The following is a 13121-nucleotide window of genomic DNA, read 5'->3' on the forward strand; positions in this document are numbered from 1 at the left end:
CTCAGGCATTGCGCCCGCTGGTGAATTCGGTGAAGGCCACCAGCGGCAGCGGTTTGCTGAACAGGTAGCCCTGGAATTGCTGGCAACCGTTGTCGAGTAGAAATTGATGCTGGGCAGCGGTTTCCACACCTTCGGCAATCACCGTCAGACCCATGTTGCTGCCCAGGCCGATGACGGTGCGCACAATGGCTTCGCTGTTGTGGTCGGTGAGCACGTCGCAGACGAAGGATTGGTCGATCTTCAGCTTGGTCAACGGCAGCTGCTTGAGATGGCTGAGGGATGAGTAGCCGGTACCAAAGTCGTCCAGCGCGAAGGTGATGCCATGGCTGACCAGGTTCGCCATCTTGCGCGACAGCTCTTCCATGTCTTTGACCACCATGGTTTCGGTGACCTCCAGTTCCAGGCGACTGGGGTCGATGCCGGAGCGCTTGATCAGCGCCAGCATGTCGGACTCGAAACTGGCCTGATTGAACTGCTTCTGGCTGATGTTCACCGCCAGACACAGGTGCTGCATGGCCGGTTCGTCCATCCAGATGCGCAACTGCGCGCACGCCGTTTCCAGCACCCACTTGCCAATTGGAATGATCAGACCGGTTTCTTCAGCATGGGGAATGAATTTGCCCGGCGCGATCATGCCGCGCTTGGGATGAAACCAGCGCAGCAAACCTTCGGCGCCGATCACACGGCCGTGCACGTCCAGCTGCGGCTGGTAGTGCAATTGAAACTGGCCGCTGGATAGCGCCTCAAGCAACTCGCTTTCCCAGGCCGAACGCTGCACCGCATCGGTTTGCAACACATGCAGCATGGCGAACAGCGACAGGATGGCCGCCCAGGTGTTGACCCATGTGCCGGGGCCGCGCGTTGCATCCGGCAGGCTGTGGCCGGGCACCGGCGTCCAGTAGCTGCCGGCCAGCCCGATAAAGGCCAGCAAACACAGGGCTATAACGCTGTAGCGCAGCCAGCGCGGTTCGTCGCGAAACGCCATCATCGCGGCCACGCCGAGCGGCAGCAGATACAAATGGGTGGAACGCGGCACGCTGGCATTCGGCACATCCAGCACCAGGGAAATGCCGATGATCACCAGCAACAGCACGCCAAACAGCAGCAACCGCGCGGTGCGGTCGTAGTGCAGCCAGCTCAAGACGAAAACAGCCACGCCGGTGCCCATCAGCACCAGGTCGATGCCGACAATCAGCCAATGGCCGTGCAGGGAAAAATAAACCGCCCAGATACCGCCCAGCACCCACATCACGAAACTGGCCAACACCCGCACGCGTCGTTCGCGCCGGTGATGGATCAGTGCCAGGTCGGAGGAATTCCAGAATTGCTGCAAGCGTTTGCCGGGCATCAGCGGCGGCCCATTTCGAGGAAAACCATGCTGGCAACACTCCAGAAACGCCGCTTACGGACACGGCGAAACAGTGAAACAGGCGGTTGGAAGGGGCTTAAGACCACACGGTAACAAGGCCGCGTTTAGTAAGGAATATAGCCAGCCCCTTCCATTGCGCAATGCGCCCGCAGCCGCTCAGGGCGCCAATTGCTCGTACGCTTCCAGCGCTTTGAGTGAATACACGTAGGCGGCGCCGGCATTCAGGGAAATGGCCGTGGCCAAGGTTTGCGCCAACTCGGCCTCGGTGGCACCGGCTTTTCGCGCCGCTTGCACGTGCACGCCGATACAACCGTCGCAGCGCGTAGTGATGGCCACGGCGATGGCGATTAGCTCGCGGGTTTTGACATCCAGTGCATCGCCGTCGGCCGCAGCGTCGCTCAACGCGCCATAGGCTTGCAGCATTTTCGGGTGGGTTTTGCCGAGCTTGCCAAAGGCTTTTTTCACGGCGGGCACATATTCAGACCAGTTGAACAGCATGGTGGATTCTCCTATGTTGGCGGGGGGCTGCCGGTGGCCTCAAGGCCGACGAACACAGTGTCGGCCGTCCGCTTGGTGCGGGTTTTTCCGCAACGCCCATCCATTTGCCGAATCGTCCCAAATGCATGCTTTCGACCATCTGATTGCCCTGGCCAACCTGCGCGGCGTGCTCGACTTGCACTGCCAATTGCAAGGCGATTGGGCCTTGAACCACCCGCCGTTGCCCGCTGGGCAAGCCAGTTATCACGTGATTCTTGAAGGCCAATGCCGCCTGGAATTGCCCGGCCAGGCGCCCGTGCCACTGCGTGCCGGTGATGTGGTGTTGCTGCCGCGAAGCGCCGTCCATGTACTGGCAGCGGGAGATGCCGGACGAAGCAGCACGTCCGCGTTGCGCAAACTCGCCGAACCAGGGCGCATTACCCAATTGCGCAACGGCGCCGGCAGCGGCGAACTGAACATGCTGTGTGGGCGTATCGATTATTTGCCCAACGCCACCTTGCTGGCGGCCTTGCCGGAGGTGCTGGTCATTAACGCCAGCGCGCCGCCCCAACACGAGCGGCTCAACGCCCTTATCACCCTCATGCGCCTTGAGGCCGAGGGGCAGCAAGTGGCCAATCAGTCGGTGGTCGATGGGCTGTCGGTGATTCTGTTTACCCTGGTGCTGCGCCATGTCTGTGAGCACCAGCACGAACTGCCAGGCGTATTTGCGCTGCTGCGCGACAAGCGCCTGGCCAAGGCGGCGCAGGCATTACTGGCCGACCTGAGTCAGGCCTGGTCGGTGGAAAGTTTGGCGGAGTGCGCGAGCATGTCGCGCTCCAATTTCGTCCGTGCGTTCGTCGCCGCCACCGGCATTGCGCCGGCCACTTGGCTGATGCAACTACGCATCGAGCGCGCTCAGCTATTGTTAAAGCGAAGCGCTGCGCCGGTGAGTGACATCGCGCTGGCGGTGGGCTACCCCACCCTCAGCTCGTTCAGCAGAATGTTCAAACAGCAAACCGGCGAAACGCCCGCCCAGCACCGTCTACGGGTGACGACTGCCTCACAGCAACAATGAGCAGCCTGTCACATTCCGCGCCGTTGAATTATCCTTGGCTTCGTCGGACTTTTCCCAGAGGGTCATTAATGGCCAGAATGATCTTCCCTGCCGCTTGCGCCAGGTTACAAAACCACTTCGCGCCGCTTGGCTTCGAAGGCGTATTGAGTTCGCCGACGTCCATGACCGCCCGGGTCTACGACCCGCAAACCGGCGAAAACCTGGTAGTGATCACCTGCATTCCGTGCGGCACCACGCTGTCGGAAGAAGACGTGGAGATCATCGCCCAGGCCATCGAAATCGAGATTGAAGTGTTGCAATTCCGCGCCCAGCGGGCCAGCGACAGTCGATCCGGTTAAGCCTCGCCGCCGCCCGGCCCGTTAAGCTTCTACAGATACGCCGCAATCGCGGCCATCGCCCGTTCCACGTAACCCTCTTTCTCTCCCACAGGCGCCACGTAATGGATGGCCGCTTCTGCTGCGTCGAGCCCTTCAAGGCGGGCGATGGTCCAGGCCGCCAAGTATTGCGACGCCAGGCAGCCTCCCGCCGTGGCGACGTTGCCATTGGCGAAGAACGGCTGGTTCAACACATCGACACCCGCCTCCATCACCCACGGTTTGGTGGTCAGGTCCGTGCAGGCGACGCCGCCTTGCAGCAGGCCGAGCTTGGCCAGAATCAATGTGCCGGAGCATTGCGCGCCGATCAGTTGCCGCGCGGGGTCCAGTTGCAGTTGCGCCATCAGCTCGGCGGACTGCACCACCTCGCGCGTGGCGATGCCGCTACCTACAAGCACCGCATCCGCTTCGCACGCCTGCTCCAGGGAAATATGTGCATCCATCCACACGCCATTCATTGACCGCACCCGCGCCGACGGGCTGGCGATGGACACCGTCCAGCCAGGCGTTTTCACGCGCTGCAAAATGCCGAAAGGAATCAGGGAGTCGAGTTCGTTAAAACCGTCAAAGGTCAGAATGGCGATGTGCATGGAGGCGTCCGTTGGAGAGTGGCTCGCCGGCATCTTATTCAGCCTTGCTCAACACAATCAACGAATGGTTGCATCAGCCCCGCTGCTATCATCCAGCCAGCAACTTCCTCGCAACAGCACAGGCGATTCCCATGCAACGCGCAGAAAAAACCCGCCTCAGACCCTGGCTTATTTTCTGGCTGTACGCGGTGGCAGTCGGCCATCTGGTGGGCGGATTGTTGATGACATACCTGGGCGATGCCGCGGCGTTGGCCGATTACCACCGCAATATCGAGCTCGCGTTTCAGAGCAGCGGCACAGCGGCGAACCTGCACGGCCTGCAAGTGTGGTGGTTCGCCTTGTTCGGCGCCACGGTGCAAAGCTACGCGCTGTTTATGGGCGCATTGGTGTACATGGGCAATCGCTACCGCAGCCGCGTGGCCTGGGGAGCGATGATCGCGGGCGTGGTGTTGTGGGGGCCACAAGACATCTGGATGTCCATGCAGGCGGGCGTGTGGTCACACGTCTGGGTCGACTGCTTCGCCATGGTTAGCTTGCTCGTGCCGCTGGTATGGCTGCTGCGCCAAGACAGTGCCCCGGCGGCGCTCAGCCAAGGCCTCAGCGCCCCAGCGCACAACCCTTTCACCGAACTTGCTCATCAGCGCGTATTGATCACCGGAGGCACCGGATTTATCGGTGAAACGCTGGTCAAGCAACTCTTGGACGGCGGGCACGAGGTCACCGTGTTCGCCCGTAACCCGCGGCGCGCCGCCTTCCAGTTTAACAGTCGCGCACGGTGCGTTAGCAGCCTTGCCGCGCTGACCGAATGGGACGCTTTCGACGCCGTCATCAACCTGGCGGGTGCGCCGGTGGCGGGGCCACGTTGGTCGGCCAAGCGTCAGGCGCAACTGCTCGCCAGCCGCGTGGGTGTCACCGACGCCCTGGTCGCCTGGCTGGAAAAAGCCCGGCACAAACCCACTGTGTGGCTGCAAGCCTCGGCCATCGGCTACTACGGCGTGCGCAGCCCGGACGAAATGCTGACTGAAGACAGCGCAAAAGGCGGCGGATTTATGGCTGAACTCTGCGCCCGCTGGGAAGCCTCCGCCGCCGCCGCGCAAGCGGCCGGCGTGCGCCAAGTGGTGATGCGTTTGGGCGTGGTGTTTGGCCCAGGCGGCGCGCTGCAACCGTTGCTGCTGCCCCACCGTTTCGGCCTCGGCGGACGCCTGGGCAGCGGTAAACAAATGATGAGTTGGATTCACCGCGACGACCTGCTGCGCCTATTCGCCCGTACGCTCGCCGACTCCAACATGCACGGCACCTACAACGCAGTCGCCCCCGAAGCCGTGAGCCAGGCGCAGTTCGCTGCCACCGCGGGTCGCGTGCTTAATCGACCCGTGTGGCTGCACCTGCCGGCTGCCCCGGTTCGTTTGCTGGCCGGTGAAATGGCGCAACTGTTTGTCGATGGCCAGAACGTGACGCCGGCTCGGCTGCTGAGCGAAGGCTTCAGCTTCCGCTACCCGAACCTTGAAGAGGCGTTGCGGGATTTGACTTAGTCACCATTCGCTTAGTTACCGAACGAGGAGGAAACGATGGGCACCCGAGGCAACGATAAGCAGATCGATAACATCGAGTTCAACGTCGCTGATATCGAACGCAGCAAAGTGTTTTACGGCAGCGTATTTGGTTGGACCTTCACCGACTACGGTCCAACCTATTGTGAATTCAGCGACGGCCGGCTCACCGGAGGCTTCACCACAGGCGAGCCCGTGCGCCCCGGTGGGCCGTTGGTGATCGTGTATGGCGATGACCTTGCGGCCATCCAGGCCCGTGTCGAAGCAGCGGGCGGCACCATCAGCAAAGCAGTATTTAGCTTTCCAGGCGGGCGCCGCTTTCAGTTTCTGGATTTGGATGGGTATGAGTTGGCGGTGTGGTCGGTTTCGATCTAGGAGATCCGCGCCAGATGCTTGGCCGTTTCGGGATAAGCATTTAGCAATCGAATCAGCACGGTCGCTTGCGGGTTAGGTTTGGCACGGTTCTGCTCCCAATTTTTTACCGTGCCGGGCGTTGCGTGCAGGTGCTGGGCGAATACCGGCTGCGACATGTTCAGCTTGTTGCGCACAGCAATAATTTCTTCGGCCGTAGCGGGCGCCAACGGCTTAATGATCACGTCATGCGTGCGCAGGGTAACCTTCCCTTGGCGTTGTTCAGCCAAGGCATCAAAGCCTTCCATCAAGTCTGCAAAAATATCGCGCTTTTTGGTCATGGCATTTTTCTCTCTGTTATCTCGGCTTCTAGTCGTTGCTTCAACAGTTTGCGTTGGTCATAGCTGAGATCATCGAAATCATCCTTGTCGTAAAGCGTGAACAGCCAGAATTGCGCTCCACTCTGCCACCAGTAGTAAATTACCCGCAGCCCTCCCCGCTTCCCTTTCCCTCTCGCCGCATCGCCGAAGCGAACCTTTCGCAAGCCACCCGTGTTCTGGATGACGTCACCTACGTCGGGTTGCTGCAGCAACGCTTGCTGAAAATCTGCAAACGCAACGTCGTCGAAGTGTTCGAGCCGTTGACGCGCGAAGGCGGGCATTTCGATAAACGTAGCTCTCATAAGTATGCGCAACTTGCGTACATTTTTAGAGTTCGCATGCTGCCTGTCAAGCGCCGCGTTTGACTACCCCAAAAACGGTGCGTGCGAATGCGGCTACGTCTAACGCGGCATGTTCCTTTAATCCGCCGCCATCCACCGCTTGTACTGACGGGTGCGGCGCAGGGTTTTCAGCTGTTCCATCACCAGTGCCTTGAGCGGCGATACATCCGGCTTGGGCTGTTTCCCACGGCTGAGTTGGTTGAGCTGAAATTTCACCACTGCCATGTAGGCCAGCGAGGCGAACACTTTGTTTTTCCAGTTGATTGGCGCCAGTTCAGGGCTGCTGGGCTCGCCGGCCTGCCAGCGTTTGGGCAATGCCGGATCAATGGACAACGCCGTGGCAATGCCGGCCATGGCGACGCCGCTGGCCAGTACCTGTTCGACGACGGGCAAGCGACGAATGCCGCCGGTGACCATCAGCGGCATGCGTGCGGTTTTGGCGATGTCGCTGGCGAACTCGAGGAAATAGGCCTCACGCGCCAGCGTACGACCGTCGCGCGCCTGGCCTTGCATCGCGGGCGCTTCGTAGCTGCCGCCGGATAGCTCGACCACGTCCACGGGCAACTCGTTGAGCAGTTCCACCACCTTCAACGCATCGGCGCCGTCGAAACCGCCGCGTTGGAAATCGGCCGAGTTGAGTTTGACCGATACGCCGAACGCCGGGGCGACGACGGCACGCACTGCCTTGACCACTTCCACTAACACGCGCGCGCGATTTTCCAGGCTGCCGCCCCAGCGGTCGGTGCGTTGGTTGCTCAGTGGCGACAGGAATTGGCTGAGCAGGTAGCCGTGCGCGGCGTGGATTTGCACGCCGTTGAAGCCGGCTTGTTCGGCTAGCTGCGCACTGGTGGCGAAGCGTTGAATCAGCTCGGCGATGTCCGCCTCGCTCATCGGCTTGGGCTCGGCGAACATTTTCGACATGCCGCCCAGTTGCAGCGAGACAGCCGACGGCGCGACGGTTTGCTGACCCAGGCTGGCTTGCATTTGACGGCCGGGGTGGTTGAGCTGCATCCACACCTGAGCGCCGTGGCTGCGGCTGATGCGCGCCCACTGGCGGAATTTATCCAACTGCCGCGCATCTTCCAGCACTACCCCGCCCGGGCCGGTCATGGCGCGGCGGTCGACCATCACGTTGCCGGTCAGAATCATCCCGGCGCCGCCTTCGGCCCAAGCCTGGTACAGGCGAAACAGTTCGGGCGATGGCCCCTGGTCCGCATCGGCCAGGTTTTCCTCCATCGCCGCTTTGCAAATGCGGTTGGGAACGCTAGTGCCGTTGGGCAATTGCAGCGGCGAAAAGACAGGCATCTCGAACTCCAGAGAAAAATGCAGTTGGCAGTAGACGCGAGCCTAAGGTTAAAGTCAGCTTTAAGGTCAACCCCTCTTTTTCCTGGCGAAGCATCGCCGTGGAGTACTGATGAAAATCGGCGAACTGGCACAACGCACCCAACTGGCTCCGTCCCGCATTCGCTACTACGAAGCCAGCGGCTTGATCGCCGCCCAGCGCCACGCCAACGGTTACCGGCACTATCCGGCCCATACCGTCAGTACGTTGGAAATCATCCTCAACGCCCAGCGCGCCGGTTTCTCCCTCGATGAAATCCGCCGCTTCCTGCCGGACAACAATCCGCAGGGGCTCGATCACGGCGAAATTCTTGTCAGCCTGCGCCGCAAAGTCGTCGAAATCGAAGCGATGCAGCAGCGTCTGGCGCAGAACAAAGCGCGACTACTGGCGATCATTGGCGATATCGAAAACCGCCCCGAAGGCATGGGCTGCGGCGATAACGCTGAGCGGGTGCTGGAGAATATGCGGGTGGGGAAGACGGCAGATCGCAATCGCGGCTAAAGCCGCTCCTACAGGAAAGCGTTGGCCTAGATGCCCGCGTGCTCTGGCTTCTGTGGGAGCGACTTTAGTCGCGATCCCTGCAAACGGTGAACGCCGGCAGATCGCAATCGCGGCTAAAGCCGCTCCTACAGGAAAGCGTTGGCCTAGACGCCCGCGTGCTCTGCCTTCTGTGGGAGCGATTTTAGTCGCGATCCCTGCAAACGGTGAACGCCGGCAGATCGCAATCGCGGCTAAAGCCGCTCCTACAGGAAAGCGTTGGCCTAGATGCCCGCGTGCTCTGGCTTCTGTGGGAGCGGCTTTAGTCGCGATCCCTGCAAACGGTGAACGTCGGCAGTTCGCAATCGCGGCTGAAGCCGCTCCTACAGGGAAAGCGTTGGCCTAGATGCGCGTGTGCTCTGCCTTCAGTGGGAGCGACTTTAGTCGCGATCCCTGCACGATTGTTAAACGCCTATCCCACCCGCGCCAACGTCAACGGATCCGCATGCCCGGCGAAAAAAAGCTCAAGCACCTGCGAGAAAATATTCGGCTCGTGGGTCAGCGTGGCGAACAGGGTCATGCAGGAGCACAACTTGGTGTCATCGGGGCTGCCGAGAATGTCGCGGGCGCTGCGGTCGGGCCAGGCCAGCAATGCGTTGGTGCAAGCATGCAGGCGGGGGCCGAGGATGGGGTGGGTGATGTAGGCGTTGGCCTCATCGAGGCCAGAGATTCCGTAGAACTCGGAATTGGCGCTGTGCCCCAGGCCTTTGAGCTGCGGGAAGATAAACCACATCCAGTGACTTCGTTTCTGTCCGGCCTGGATTTCGGCGAGGGCCTGATCGTAGGTGGAAGCTTGGGCGTCTACAAAGCGTTGCAGGTTGTGGATATCGGCCATTGGCTGGGCTCCGGAAGTGACGGTCTAGGGGGTTGGACCGAGCACGTTCCAGAGTGTGCGAACTTTAATTGATGGCCAAACGGCATCACCGGATGTGCGGTACGCCCCACACCCGGTGAATCACCTCACCACATCAAATCGTCGGGAATCTTGTACGCCGCGTACGGATCGTTGGAGTCGTCTTCCTCGGTTTGCACGTTCAGTTGCACGATGCGGCGCGGGTCGCGTTCCTGAATTTTCAGGGCGGCTTCGCGGGGAATCACTTCGTAACCGCCGCCATGTTGAACAATGGCCAGCGAGCCGCTGCTGAGCTTGTTGCGCATCAGGGCGTTGACGGAGATGCGCTTGACCTTCTTGTCGTCAACGAAGTTGTAGTAGTCCTCGGTGGTCAGCTTGGGCAGGCGGCTCGATTCGATCAATTGCTTGATCTGCGCGGCTTCGGCTTTCTTCTGCGCCTTTTCCTGCTGCTGACGATTGAGTTCCTGGTCGCGGGCAATCTTCTCGGCCTTGGCTTCGAGTGCAACGCGCTGCTGCGAGTCGTCGACCTCAACCTGGCCTTTGTGCTCAAGGCGCTTTTGCTTTTGCTTTTCCTTGCTGACCTGTTTGGCCTGCTTCTCGTTGACCAGGCCGGCTTTCAGCAACTGGTCACGCAATGACATGCTCATGCTTGATGACTCTCTCAAGGGCACCGGTAAAAAACGCCGCTATTCTTCCACAAGCCAGGGCGAACACCTACCCGGCCGACTCTTCTATCTGACTATCCGCAACTAGCTATGCCTGCCTGCCGCTCTTCGCGTTTGGCTTGGCCCCAGATGGCGTCCAGCTCGTCCAGGCTACACGCCTGAATATCGCGGCCCTGCTCGCGCAGCACCTGCTCGATAAAGCGGAAACGCCGCTCAAACTTGGCATTGGCGGCGCGCAGTGCGGTTTCCGGGTCGGCTTTCAGGTGCCGCGCCAGGTTGACGACCACGAACAGCAAATCGCCGATTTCCTCGGCCATCGCCTCGCTGTCGTTGGCGCTCATGGCTTCCAAGACTTCGTCGAGTTCTTCACGAACCTTGTCCACCACGGGCAACGCTTCAGGCCAATCGAAGCCGACCTGCGCCGCGCGCTTTTGCAGCTTGGCGGCGCGCGACAGCGAGGGCAGCGTGTTCGGCACATCGTCGAGCAACGACAACTGTTCCGGCGCTGCGGCTTTTTCGGCGCGTTCTTCGGCTTTGATTTCTTCCCAGCGCTGTTTTACGGCGGCTTCGCTCAGCCGTGCCATGTCGGGGGCGCCATACAAATCGCCGTCAGGGAATACATGGGGATGGCGACGCACCAGCTTGCGGGTGATGGCATCGACCACCGAAGCAAACTCGAAGCGCCCTTCTTCTTTCGCCAGTTGGCTGTAATACACCACCTGAAAAAGCAGATCGCCCAACTCTCCCGGCAAATGCTCGAAGTCGGCACGCTCAATGGCGTCGGCCACTTCGTAAGCTTCTTCGATGGTGTGCGGCACGATGCTGGCGTAGTTCTGTTGCAGGTCCCACGGGCAGCCGTACTGCGGGTCGCGCAGGCGGGCCATGAGGTGCAGGAGGTCAGGAAGTTGGTACATGAAAAATTCCTTGGCCGATACACGCCACTGTAGGACGACGCGTTAAGAGGTTCTGTGGCGGCGCACTTCGATGATATTCGGCAACTGCGAGATGCGACCGAGCAACCGGCCCAACGCGTCCAGCCCCGGAATCTCGATGGTCAGCGACATCGCCGCCGTGTTGTCTTCTTTGTTGGACCGGGTGTTAACCGCCAGCACGTTGATCTTCTCGTTGAGCAACACCTGCGACACGTCACGCAGCAGACCCGAGCGGTCGTAGGCGCGAATGATGATGTCCACCGGGTAGGTTTGTACCGGCACCGGGCCCCAGCTCACTTGAATGATGCGCTCGGGCTCGCGGCCGCCCAGTTGCAGCACCGAGGCGCAGTCTTGGCGGTGAATGCTGACGCCACGGCCCAGCGTGATGTAGCCAACGATGGCATCGCCGGGCAACGGCTGGCAGCAGCCGGCCATTTGCGTGAGCAGGTTGCCGACGCCCTGAATCTGGATGTCGCCGCGCTTGCCCGGTTTGAAGGCGGTGTGACGGCGCGGAATCAGCTCAAGCTGTTCGTTGCCACGTTCCGGCTCGACCAATTGCTGCGCCGCATTAACCACCTGAGCCAGGCGCAAGTCGCCGGCGCCCAGTGCGGCGAACAGGTCATCGGCGGTGCGCATGTTGGCCTTGTCTGCGACTTTGTCGAAGTCGACGCTAGGCAGCGCCAGACGCGCCAATTCACGCTCCAGCATCGAGCGACCAGCGGCCACGTTCTGGTCGCGGTCTTGCAGCTTGAACCAGTGAACAATTTTGGCCCGCGCCCGCGAGGTGGTGACGTAACCGAGGTTGCTGTTCAGCCAGTCGCGGCTCGGCACGCCATGCTTGCTGGTGATGATTTCCACCTGCTCGCCGGTTTGCAGGCTGTAGTTGAGCGGCACGATGCGCCCGTTGATTTTCGCGCCTCGGCAGTTGTGGCCGATCTCGGTGTGCACGCGGTAGGCAAAGTCCAGCGGCGTAGCGCCTTTGGGCAGGTCGATGGCATGACCGTCGGGGGTAAACACGTACACGCGGTCGGGCTCGATATCCACCCGCAGCTGTTCGGCCAGGCCACCGATATCGCCCAGCTCCTCATGCCATTCCAGCACTTGGCGCAGCCAGGAAATTTTCTCTTCGTAGTGATTAGAGCCGGATTTGACGTCGGTGCCCTTGTAGCGCCAGTGCGCGCACACACCGAGTTCCGCTTCTTCGTGCATGGCGTGGGTGCGAATTTGCACTTCCAGCACCTTGCCCTCCGGACCGATTACCGCAGTGTGCAAGGAGCGGTAGCCGTTTTCCTTAGGATTGGCGATGTAATCGTCGAACTCCTTCGGAATATGCCGCCACAGGGTATGGACGATGCCGAGCGCGGTGTAGCAATCGCGCATTTCCGGCACCAGCACACGCAGCGCCCGCACGTCGTAAATCTGGCTGAAGGCCAGCCCTTTGCGCTGCATTTTGCGCCAGATGGAATAGATGTGTTTGGCCCGGCCGCTGATGTCGGCCTGCACGCCAGTGGCCGCCAGCTCGTCTTTGAGCTGGGCCATTACGTCTGTGATGAAGCGCTCGCGGTCCAGGCGCCGCTCATGCAGCAAGGTGGCGATCTGTTTGTACTGTTCGGGCTCGAGGTAGCGGAAAGACAGGTCTTCCAGCTCCCATTTGATATGACCTATACCGAGCCTGTGGGCTAGCGGCGCGTAAATATCGAACACTTCGCGGGCCACGCGCTGGCGCTTTTCGTCGTCGCCGTTTTTGATCGCACGAATGGCGCAGGTCCGTTCGGCCAGCTTGATCAGCGGCACGCGCACGTCATCGACCATGGCCACGAGCATTTTGCGCAGGTTGTCGACTTGCACCTGAGTGCCCAGCACCAGCGATTCACGCGGGTTGAGGCTGGCACTGATGGCGGCCATGCGCAGCACGCCTTCGATCAGCTTGGCGACCACCGCGCCGCAGCGCTGCTGCACGTTGGCCAGGGGAATTTGGCCCTCTCGCACGCCGCGGTACACAACGGCGGCCACCAGGGAGTCTTGGTCGAGTTTGAGGTCGGCGAGAATTTCGGCAATTTCCAGGCCCGTGCGAAAGCTGGAAGTGCCTTCGGTCCACAGGTTCTGGGCCGCGTTGGCTTGCTGCTCGGCTTCGCGAGCGAACTCGCACGCGGCTCGCAGGGCCTCTCGGTCCAGCGCCGGGTCGACGCTCAGCACGTAATCGAGCCAGGCCTCTAGGTTGATGCTGCCATCCGTGTTGATCGGTTGCTGCGCTCTAACCTGTACCATCGTTTACCTTCCCTACG

The 13121-nt window shown here is 60.9% G+C and carries 15 protein-coding genes; 5 read left to right on the top strand and 10 right to left on the bottom strand.

Annotation, left to right across the window (positions count from 1 at the left end; translation table 11 throughout):
* Nucleotide 1: 1 nt before the first annotated feature.
* On the bottom strand, nucleotides 2–1348 hold the full coding sequence (locus ACZZZU_RS08450) for a putative bifunctional diguanylate cyclase/phosphodiesterase (protein ID WP_463550335.1): 1347 nt from the start codon (nucleotides 1346–1348) through the stop codon (nucleotides 2–4).
* A 177-nt stretch (nucleotides 1349–1525) separates the two neighbouring features.
* Nucleotides 1526–1867, bottom strand: coding sequence for a carboxymuconolactone decarboxylase family protein (locus ACZZZU_RS08455; protein ID WP_463550336.1), 342 nt, complete (start codon nucleotides 1865–1867; stop codon nucleotides 1526–1528).
* A 121-nt stretch (nucleotides 1868–1988) separates the two neighbouring features.
* On the opposite strand from ACZZZU_RS08455, the gene ACZZZU_RS08460 reads away from it, so the two are divergent.
* Together ACZZZU_RS08460 and ACZZZU_RS08465 are read left to right on the top strand one after the other, a co-directional pair.
* A complete protein-coding gene (locus ACZZZU_RS08460; protein WP_463550337.1) occupies nucleotides 1989–2921 on the top strand; it encodes an AraC family transcriptional regulator in 933 nt (310 codons plus the stop codon).
* Nucleotides 2922–2989: 68 nt separating this feature from the next.
* Nucleotides 2990–3259, top strand: a complete 270-nt coding sequence (locus ACZZZU_RS08465) for a DUF1652 domain-containing protein (protein WP_463539813.1) — start codon at nucleotides 2990–2992, stop codon at nucleotides 3257–3259.
* Nucleotides 3260–3288: 29 nt separating this feature from the next.
* Here the strand turns inward: ACZZZU_RS08465 and ACZZZU_RS08470 are convergent, their stop codons facing one another.
* Nucleotides 3289–3885 (bottom strand): DJ-1/PfpI family protein, encoded by a 597-nt coding sequence (locus ACZZZU_RS08470; RefSeq protein WP_122494017.1) that lies wholly within the window; start codon nucleotides 3883–3885, stop codon nucleotides 3289–3291.
* A gap of 131 nt (nucleotides 3886–4016) precedes the next feature.
* Here ACZZZU_RS08470 and ACZZZU_RS08475 point away from each other — a divergent pair, with 131 nt between their 5' ends.
* Both ACZZZU_RS08475 and ACZZZU_RS08480 read left to right on the top strand, forming a co-directional pair.
* Complete coding sequence (locus tag ACZZZU_RS08475) at nucleotides 4017–5417, top strand: TIGR01777 family oxidoreductase (RefSeq protein ID WP_463550338.1); 1401 nt, start codon at nucleotides 4017–4019, stop codon at nucleotides 5415–5417.
* A gap of 36 nt (nucleotides 5418–5453) precedes the next feature.
* A complete protein-coding gene (locus ACZZZU_RS08480; protein WP_463383583.1) occupies nucleotides 5454–5810 on the top strand; it encodes a VOC family protein in 357 nt (118 codons plus the stop codon).
* Here ACZZZU_RS08480 and ACZZZU_RS08485 read toward each other — a convergent pair.
* The 3 genes from ACZZZU_RS08485 to ACZZZU_RS08495 form a co-directional block, all read right to left on the bottom strand.
* The gene (locus ACZZZU_RS08485) at nucleotides 5807–6127 is read right to left on the bottom strand and encodes a helix-turn-helix domain-containing protein (RefSeq protein ID WP_122494020.1); all 321 of its coding nucleotides are present in this window, start codon (nucleotides 6125–6127) and stop codon (nucleotides 5807–5809) included. The two genes, ACZZZU_RS08480 and ACZZZU_RS08485, sit on opposite strands and share 4 nt — an antisense overlap.
* A complete protein-coding gene (locus ACZZZU_RS08490; RefSeq protein ID WP_463550339.1) occupies nucleotides 6124–6468 on the bottom strand; it encodes a toxin in 345 nt (114 codons plus the stop codon). Before ACZZZU_RS08490 ends, ACZZZU_RS08485 begins: the two co-directional genes overlap by 4 nt.
* 117 nt (nucleotides 6469–6585) lie before the next feature.
* Entirely contained in the window at nucleotides 6586–7812 is a 1227-nt protein-coding gene (locus tag ACZZZU_RS08495; protein ID WP_463550340.1) for an NADH:flavin oxidoreductase/NADH oxidase family protein, read from the bottom strand.
* A 109-nt stretch (nucleotides 7813–7921) separates the two neighbouring features.
* On the opposite strand from ACZZZU_RS08495, the gene ACZZZU_RS08500 reads away from it, so the two are divergent.
* Nucleotides 7922–8350: a MerR family transcriptional regulator gene (locus ACZZZU_RS08500; RefSeq protein ID WP_463550341.1), complete on the top strand. Its 429-nt coding sequence runs from the start codon at nucleotides 7922–7924 to the stop codon at nucleotides 8348–8350.
* A 448-nt stretch (nucleotides 8351–8798) separates the two neighbouring features.
* Here ACZZZU_RS08500 and ACZZZU_RS08505 read toward each other — a convergent pair whose 3' ends face one another.
* The 4 genes from ACZZZU_RS08505 to relA form a co-directional block, all read right to left on the bottom strand.
* On the bottom strand, nucleotides 8799–9221 hold the full coding sequence (locus ACZZZU_RS08505) for a DUF1810 domain-containing protein (RefSeq protein WP_463550342.1): 423 nt from the start codon (nucleotides 9219–9221) through the stop codon (nucleotides 8799–8801).
* Between the two features lie 125 nt (nucleotides 9222–9346).
* On the bottom strand, nucleotides 9347–9886 hold the full coding sequence (locus ACZZZU_RS08510; RefSeq protein WP_463550343.1) for a DUF2058 domain-containing protein: 540 nt from the start codon (nucleotides 9884–9886) through the stop codon (nucleotides 9347–9349).
* Nucleotides 9887–9978: 92 nt separating this feature from the next.
* A complete protein-coding gene (gene mazG / locus ACZZZU_RS08515) occupies nucleotides 9979–10818 on the bottom strand; it encodes a nucleoside triphosphate pyrophosphohydrolase (RefSeq protein WP_122494028.1) in 840 nt (279 codons plus the stop codon).
* Nucleotides 10819–10860: 42 nt separating this feature from the next.
* Nucleotides 10861–13104, bottom strand: coding sequence for a GTP diphosphokinase (gene relA / locus ACZZZU_RS08520; protein WP_122494029.1), 2244 nt, complete (start codon nucleotides 13102–13104; stop codon nucleotides 10861–10863).
* Nucleotides 13105–13121: the final 17 nt, after the last annotated feature.

This window comes from Pseudomonas sp. AC136 (assembly GCF_979258585.1).

Bases quoted from the DNA above. Each gene is read 5' to 3' on its own strand.
- relA (WP_122494029.1), bottom strand. From the start codon at position 13,104: ATGGTACAGGTTAGAGCGCAGCAACCGATCAACACGGATGGCAGCATC.
- ACZZZU_RS08470 (WP_122494017.1), bottom strand. From the start codon at position 3,885: ATGCACATCGCCATTCTGACCTTTGACGGTTTTAACGAACTCGACTCC.
- ACZZZU_RS08490 (WP_463550339.1), bottom strand. From the start codon at position 6,468: ATGAGAGCTACGTTTATCGAAATGCCCGCCTTCGCGCGTCAACGGCTC.
- mazG (WP_122494028.1), bottom strand. From the start codon at position 10,818: ATGTACCAACTTCCTGACCTCCTGCACCTCATGGCCCGCCTGCGCGAC.
- ACZZZU_RS08485 (WP_122494020.1), bottom strand. From the start codon at position 6,127: ATGACCAAAAAGCGCGATATTTTTGCAGACTTGATGGAAGGCTTTGAT.
- ACZZZU_RS08495 (WP_463550340.1), bottom strand. From the start codon at position 7,812: ATGCCTGTCTTTTCGCCGCTGCAATTGCCCAACGGCACTAGCGTTCCC.
- ACZZZU_RS08505 (WP_463550342.1), bottom strand. From the start codon at position 9,221: ATGGCCGATATCCACAACCTGCAACGCTTTGTAGACGCCCAAGCTTCC.
- ACZZZU_RS08455 (WP_463550336.1), bottom strand. From the start codon at position 1,867: ATGCTGTTCAACTGGTCTGAATATGTGCCCGCCGTGAAAAAAGCCTTT.
- ACZZZU_RS08480 (WP_463383583.1), top strand. From the start codon at position 5,454: ATGGGCACCCGAGGCAACGATAAGCAGATCGATAACATCGAGTTCAAC.
- ACZZZU_RS08510 (WP_463550343.1), bottom strand. From the start codon at position 9,886: ATGAGCATGTCATTGCGTGACCAGTTGCTGAAAGCCGGCCTGGTCAAC.
- ACZZZU_RS08450 (WP_463550335.1), bottom strand. From the start codon at position 1,348: ATGCCCGGCAAACGCTTGCAGCAATTCTGGAATTCCTCCGACCTGGCA.
- ACZZZU_RS08475 (WP_463550338.1), top strand. From the start codon at position 4,017: ATGCAACGCGCAGAAAAAACCCGCCTCAGACCCTGGCTTATTTTCTGG.
- ACZZZU_RS08500 (WP_463550341.1), top strand. From the start codon at position 7,922: ATGAAAATCGGCGAACTGGCACAACGCACCCAACTGGCTCCGTCCCGC.
- ACZZZU_RS08465 (WP_463539813.1), top strand. From the start codon at position 2,990: ATGGCCAGAATGATCTTCCCTGCCGCTTGCGCCAGGTTACAAAACCAC.
- ACZZZU_RS08460 (WP_463550337.1), top strand. From the start codon at position 1,989: ATGCATGCTTTCGACCATCTGATTGCCCTGGCCAACCTGCGCGGCGTG.